This is a genomic window from Magnetococcales bacterium (assembly GCA_015232395.1).
In the GTDB taxonomy this organism is placed as follows: Bacteria; Pseudomonadota; Magnetococcia; order Magnetococcales; family JADFZT01; genus JADFZT01.
Genome location: JADFZT010000029.1, coordinates 44,220 through 51,495 on the forward strand (window position 1 = coordinate 44,220; position 7,276 = coordinate 51,495).

Consider the following 7,276-nt stretch of genomic DNA (forward strand, 5'->3'; position numbering starts at 1 on the left):
AGTGGTTTCCGGGGGGACAGGGGTGTTTTAGCTGATCATGCAGAGCGGGAAAAGGGGGGTTAAAATTTTTCGAACTCGGAGTCGGAGCTATCGTTGCCACCCATATCCAAACTCACGCCATTTCCTTGCTGAGGTGCGGGAAGGGCTTGTCTGGCTGATTGCCCCCCTTGAATCTGCCGGGTTGGGGCTGATCTGGGGGGGCTTCGCCGTTGGGAGCTGTCGATCTTGAAGAAAGAGGTGGCCTGGATCAGGTCAGCAGATTCACTGGAAAGATCGTCCGCTGTTGCGGACATCTCTTCGGAAGCACCCGCATTTTGTTGAATCACCTGATCCAGCTCTTGCACGGCGCCGTTGATCTGTTCAGCGCCCTGGTTTTGTTCCCGGGAGCTGGCGGTGATTTCCTCGACCAGTTCAGCGGTTTTTTGAATGTCCGGGACCAGCTTGGTGAGCAGGCTTCCGGCTTTTTCAGCCACCAGCACGCTGGAGGAGGAGAGCTGATTGATCTCCCCTGCGGCTGATTGGCTGCGTTCGGCCAATTTTCTCACCTCTGCGGCCACCACCGCAAATCCCTTGCCGTGTTCTCCAGCCCGGGCTGCTTCGATGGCGGCATTCAGGGCGAGGAGGTTGGTTTGCCGGGCGATCTCCTCGATGATGGAAATTTTATCGGCGATCTCCCGCATGGCGGTGACCGCTTCGGCCACGGCTTTTCCACCCTCCTGGGCGTCGTTGGCAGCTTTGCTGGCGATCTGTTCGGTCTGGACTGCATTGTCGGTATTTTGGGCGATATTGGAGGTCATCTCCTCCATGGCAGAGCTGGTCTCTTCGATGTTGGCTGCCTGACGGGTGGCACCATCGGCAATTTTGGAGGAGCTGGCAGAAAGCTCTTCACTGCCGGTCGCGACGCTTTCAGCGGCGTTGACCACCTGCCCCATCACCTCCCGCAGTTTGGCGGCGGCTGTGTTGAGCGCTTTGCCTGCCTCACCGATTTCATCTGTGGTGACCACCCGAACGTTGGCGGACAGATCCCCTCGGGAAAATTTAAGCAGTCCCCCGAGAATGTCGATTACCGGCCCCTGGACATAGGTCTTGATGACGATAAAGAAGAGGAAGCCACCCACCAGGAGAGAGCCCAGAACCAGTCCCAGCACTTTCATGCCGGCAGCGGTTTTGATCTCGGCCAGTTCCGACAGGGGGGCGGAGAGGGTCAGGATGCCCACTTGATCACCTACCTGCCAATTTTCCAGATCAAAGCCAAAAACATCCTTGCTGTCACCGATGGGATTGGTGCCAGAATGACCATGACAAACCAGGCAACCGCGCTCCGCCTTGATCTCCTTGGCAAAGATGTATTGGCCGGTTTCGGTATCTTTAATGGAGAGTTCGCTCTTACCTTCACGCTGCATCTGATCCATCAAGCGCAACTCGCCAGGGGTGGCCTGGGCCTTGGGGTCTCTGGGACGGCTGCGTTTGGCGGCTCTCAAAACAAACCCGGCCTCTTCAGCCGCTTTTATTCCCGACTTCAGCATCACGATGACTGGAATCACGCCGTGCAGTTCGGTTTGTCGGGCACAGGCGAGTCTGGCGGCGTTGGAGCTCTCCTTGCGGCATCTTTGAGCGGCTTCCCAGATTTTGTCTTTGAAAAACTTGCCTTCCCAGGCATCCCCAACGCTTTTGCGGATGACATCCCCCTGGTTGAGGATGGCTTTGGAGACCAAAGATTTTTCATGTTTGAAATCGTTGACGATCTGAGACATCAGAACGAAGCCGACGATGGTCATGGAAATGGCAAAAACCACCGAAAACATACCGATGATTTTTTTGGAAAAACTCAAGCTCAAGAACCAGTTCATCTTTAGCTTTTTCCTCTTCAGTCCAGTGAATGGCAACAATCCGGTTGTTGAGGGGGGCTACATAAAAATCGGTAGAAGTTTGGTATATCGGCAGCTCTTCCCATTGATGGCGGGAAGTCTACTATATTGAATGCGTCAAGCAAATTTTTTTTGTTTAAGATTGGAGCGATCAGGATTTCCATCAAATGAATGGAATAAATGCTGGTTGGAACGCCAGCTGGAGCCATTTTTCATGCTAAAACCGGAAAAATCAGGGAGGGGGATTTTTTTGGGAGTGGTCTTGCTGCCAAACGGATCAATCGAGATATGGACAAAGAGGTGGGGATCAATTTTTTTCGTCGGTGGCCATGATGAAGCGCAGTTCCACCCGCCTGGAAAAGGCCTCACCCCGTTTGGATGCGGCATAACCCCCGATACGAAAGAGGGAGCGTCCTTCGGGGTTGCGAAAGTGATCCAGGGCGGGTTGGTGGGCCAAGAGATTCAGAAAGGTCTCTCGGGCGCGCTCGGCCGCCAGACGCCAATTGGCTTGAAAGCGCTTGCTTCCCGGCTCCGCAGCGATGGAATGGCCGTCGATCACCACCGTTGCCAAATGGACGGGGCTGTCCGATTTTTCACATCCTGTGGGGCTCCCCACATAGGCCGCAGATGAGACATAACAGGGTAAAATTTTGGCCAGAATATCCGCCAGTTGGCCCAGGACGGCACTCTGTTCGGGATTGAAGGTGGTTGTCCGGGGGGTAAAATCGAACACCCCCGGCAGGTAGAGCACACCGCTTTCCCGATTGGTCCAGGAGCCGATTCCAAGTAGCGCCAGTTCATTACCCAGTTGCGTGAGGAGTCGGTTCAACTGGGCGTCCACCTGCTGGGCCTGGGTTGTCCTGGGAATGTGGGCTTTGGCTACCCTTCGGGGTAGAGGCGTGGGTTGAATGGCCTGGGGTTGGATGGTGGGAGGGGTGGGCCGTTGGCTGACAGGTGGCGGTTTGATGGCCCGGGAGGGCGGTTGAACAGCTGGGCGCGCTGGGGGTTGGGGTGTGATCACGGGTGATGGTTTGGTGGCCACCTTGACTGGCTGCCGGGGGATGGGTTGGTCCGGGGCTTGGGTGACTGGATTTACCACCATCCCAGGCGGTAATGGTGGCTGAACACTGGCTTGGCCGGAGTGGTAGGCCTGGGACACCTCCCACTCCAACTGCTGGGAGGTGTGGTGATTGGAGAGCCCCAGGCCCCATAAAAACAGAAACATGGCCATAAAGAGCAGACCCGCCACTCCAACGACGATCAGAAACACCGGAGAATTGTATTCAATCCGGATCATGATCCTCTACCCATCCTTTTTAGGGGGGAGGCCGGGTCTTCCGTGGGGGAAAAGTTCTCTGATTTTTGAACGCTCCTCCTGACGACGTCTTTCCAAAAAGGCTTCCACCAGTTCCGGCATGGACTTTTCATGGCGTGTCATGGGCCGGGGCGAAGGGGTGGGCTCGGAATCGGACTCGGACTCATCCTTCGGGGGGAAAGTCATCTCCTCCAGCGTGCTGCGCAGGGAGTTGGCTGTTTTCAAAAGCCCCCGGTCCAGTTCCGCCACTTTGGGAACATCCTCTTCATAGGGAACCATCAAGGCACTGATCCCCTCCCCGAAGTCCCAGATCAAGCCCACAACCCGGGGATCAGTCACGGGTGTGCCAGCCTGGAGGTGGGCAATGAGCGTTTGCAGAATATCGTTCAGGGGCGCGGCACGATAGCCGAACTGATCTTCCAGATGCATGAAGATCCGCTTTAACAGCTCCAGCAGCGTACCCCCATCAATTCCTCCCGTTGTTCCGGAAAGTTTCAGCAACATCTGCTCCAGGCTACCGGTATTCGTAGCCTGATGCTCCAGAAGCAGGGGATCTTCTGCGTCCGATACCTCTTTTGTTTCCCCAGAGGGTGTTTGGGGCTCTTCCAGGGGTTCAGTTTCGACCACTGCCGGTGGTGGCTCCACAGGTGATTCAGCCGGCTTGGTAGCCTCGGAAATGGCCGATTTGAGTCTTTCTTCCAGGGAACTCCCCAGCTCTTGGGCGGCATCCTGAAGGGCGGCGGTCACCTGCTCCTTGGAAAGTCCTTCCGGAATCCAGTCGGCCATTTCCGAAAGGGCTGAGTGGATCACCTCCTCCAGATCTTCCGATACCTGATGGGTTTCGGCCTTCACCATGGCACGCACCTGATCTTCAGTGCTCATACCCTGGCGCAGGGATGCCATCAAACGCTCAGTCTCGGTTTTGACCACCTTTTGCACCTGATCTTCGGTGCTCATATCCTGGCGCAGGCTGGTGGCTAAACGTTCTGTTTCCGCTTTGACCGCTTTTTGCACCTGATCTTCGGTGCTCATACCCTGGCGCAGGGTTTCAGCCAGGCGGTCTGTTTCCGCTTTGACCACCTTCTGAACCTGATCTTCGGTACGTATATCCTGGCGCAGGGTTTCCGCCAAACGATCGGTTTCCCCTTTGACGGCTGCCCGCATCTCCTGCTCGGTACCAAACTCAGCTCGCAGGGTATCCACCAGATGTTCAGTCTCCCCTTTCACCACAGCCCGAATTTGCTCCTCGGTGCCGAACTCAGCGCGCAGGGTATCCACCAGGCGCTCTGTTGCGGCGGTGATCAAGGTGTGCATTTCCGGCACGGTAGCGAACTCAGCCCGCAAGGCATCCACCAGATGGCCAGCTTCTGCCCGCACCACCGAACGCATTTGCCCTTCGGTGTTGAGGCCTGCCTTTATTTCAGCACTCAGAGGCCCGGTCTCCGCCCGTAAGGCGTCCACCAGATGGCCAGCTTCCGCCCGCACCACCGAACGTACCTGCTCTTCGGTGTTGAGGCCGGCTTTTATTTCAGCACTCAGAGATCCTGTCTCTGCCCGGAGTGCTCCTCGAACCTGTTCCTCAATGGCGAGCCCCTGAATGACTTTATCCACCAGTCGATCGGTCTCAGCCTTCACCACCGAACGTACCTGCTCTTCCACGGCAGGCCCTCTCCCCAGGGTGGCAATCAGTCGATCGGTTTCAGCCTTCACCACCGAACGCACCTGCTCTTCCACGGCAGGCTTGGTATCCAGGGTGGCAATCAGGCGATCTGTCTCGGATTTCACCACCGAACGCATCTGCTCCTCGGTGTTGAGTCCAGACTGGATTGCAGTGCTGAGTGGAGCGGTTTCTGCCCGCACGGCGCCCCGAACCCGATCCTCAATGGCGAGGTTTTGAACGATCTCATCCACCAGGCGATCGGTCTCGGCTTTCACCACCGAACGCATCTGCTCTTCCATGGCAGGTTCGGTGCCCAGGATGGCGATCAGTCGGTCGGTCTCGGCCTTCACGACCGAACGTACTTGTTCTTCCACACTGTGCTTGGCATCCAGCGCTGCCATCATGCGGTCGGTTTCACCCTTGACCACAGCCACAAACGGCTCGCTGTCCGAGCTTGTCTTCAGGGTTTCAGACACTTCCCCCAAAGCCACTTCCAGGCCCCGGGTGTGGTCCAGCAGACGCTCTCCATGGAACGACAGGGTGTGATTCATTGCATCTGCCGTGGGCAGGGAGGCGAGTCCTTCGGAAATGCGATCTCCCTGGTCCTGCACCACCGAGATCAATTCCTGACGCAGAGGGGCCAGATTGAGCTGTTGGGCCAGACGTTCCCCCTCTTCCCGTACCGCTTCCAGAACCGGCTCCAGTGTCAGCCGGTCATTTAATTCACCGAGCAGACGTTTGGTGCCCGTCTGCATCACCTCTTCGAGCAATCCAGCGATGGGGCGATTCCCCAAACCATCGAACAGCCCATCTGCCTGCTGACGGACCGATTGGACGATCTCCTTGCGGAAGCCTTCCAGATCCAACTCCCGGGTCAGTCGCTCTCCCTCTTCCCGAACAGCACTCAGCACCGGAGCCAGGCTCAACCGCTCGCTCAGCTCCGTCACCACCCGGGTGCTTTCCCGGCGGACGGCTGCGGTCAAGGCAGCCTCTGAGGGACGTTCGGCCAGCTGGTTGCTCAACCGATCGGCTTGTTGCCCAATCAGTCCCTCCACCTCTTTACGGAATGGTCCCAGGTCGAGGGCGTTGGAGAGCCGTTGGTTTTCTCCCTGAATCACTTGGGAGAGGGCTTCCACCGTGGGTTGGTCTTGAAGCTGTTGGCTTAAGCGGTCTGTCTGTTCCCGGAGAGTGGCCACCACCTCTTCCCGGAACGGCCCCAGATCCATCCGCTTGGCCAGATGACGGCTCTCCTCCTTCAAGGCGCTCACGATTGGGTCCAGTGTGAGTTTGCGGCTCAGAGTTTCCCCGAGGGATTCATTTTCAGCCCGCATCAGGGTTTGCAGATGGGTGGTGGTGGGCAGGTTGGCGAGTTTGGTATTCAGACCCTGGCCATGGCGCTCCACGGTATCGATCAACACCTCCCGCAACGAGGACAGGTCAAGGTGTTTGGCCAGGCGTTCGCTTTCGGCTCGCACCATGACCCCGATGGCTTCGCTGGTGGGGCGTTGGGCCAGTTCGGCGTTGATCCGGTCGGAATGGGACTGAACAGCCTGGAGAATAGCCTCACTGGAGGCTGAGGGATCCAAGCGCGCTGCCAGCTGTTCTCCGGCTTCCGATACCACTCGCTTCAGGGTTTGTTCGGAAGGTTGTTGGGCCAGTTTGTCGCTGATCTGCTCAATCTCTCCCCGGACGCCATCGAGCACTTGCTCCTGGAGAGATTCCAGGTCTGCACGATCCAGCTGCAATCGGGCCTCTTCCACCACCTCACGCAAGAGGGTAATGGAGGGCATCTCTTCCAGTTTGCCACCGATCAGGTCGGCCTGATCCTGAACCGCACCGATCATCTCATCGCTGAAAGATTGCAGGCCTTGCCGGGAGAGACGGTCGATCTCCCCACGAATGGTCTGCTCCAGGGCTTCCAGGGAGGGGGGCTGGGAAATTTGGTCAGAGAGACGGTCAATGCGAGCTGAGACCCCTTCGATCACCTCTTTTTGCAGGAGGGCCAAGGATTGATCGGCCAGCTGTCGGCTCTCTTCCCGGACCGCTGAAACCACCGGGGTCAGGTCGATGGCCTCGTTCAGGCGGGTTTTGAGTATTTCGTTTTCAGCCCGCACCACTTCGTTCAGGCTGGCGTCACTTAAGGTGAGGCGCTGGGTGAGGGTTTTGTGGAGCCGGTCGATCTCATTCCTGACGGTACCGATGATCTGATCGTCTGTGGAAATCCGTTGCAGCTCCCGACCCAAGCGTTCACCCGCCCCATCCACCAAATCACGAACCGTGTGGGAGGAGGGCAGTTGGTTTAGTTGTCCGGAGAGGCTTTCAGTCTGCTCTTGTATGGCCCGGTTCAGGCGTTTGCTGGCGGAGTCCACGACCGACTGCACGGCTTCGGGTGTGAGCTGGCGGTCCAGTTTTGTGGAGAGGGTTTGCGCCTGC

3 protein-coding genes are annotated in these 7,276 nt (G+C 57.5%); all 3 read right to left on the minus strand.

The window, feature by feature from the left end:
• Positions 1-59: 59 nt before the first annotated feature.
• A complete protein-coding gene (locus HQL52_10030) occupies positions 60-1,850 on the minus strand; it encodes a DUF3365 domain-containing protein (protein ID MBF0369783.1) in 1,791 nt (596 codons plus the stop codon).
• 325 nt (positions 1,851-2,175) lie between these two features.
• Complete coding sequence (locus HQL52_10035; GenBank protein ID MBF0369784.1) at positions 2,176-3,165, minus strand: hypothetical protein; 990 nt, start codon at positions 3,163-3,165, stop codon at positions 2,176-2,178.
• Between the two features lie 6 nt (positions 3,166-3,171).
• The coding region (locus HQL52_10040) for a hypothetical protein (GenBank protein ID MBF0369785.1) at positions 3,172-7,276 on the minus strand (4,105 nt) is incomplete at its 5' end.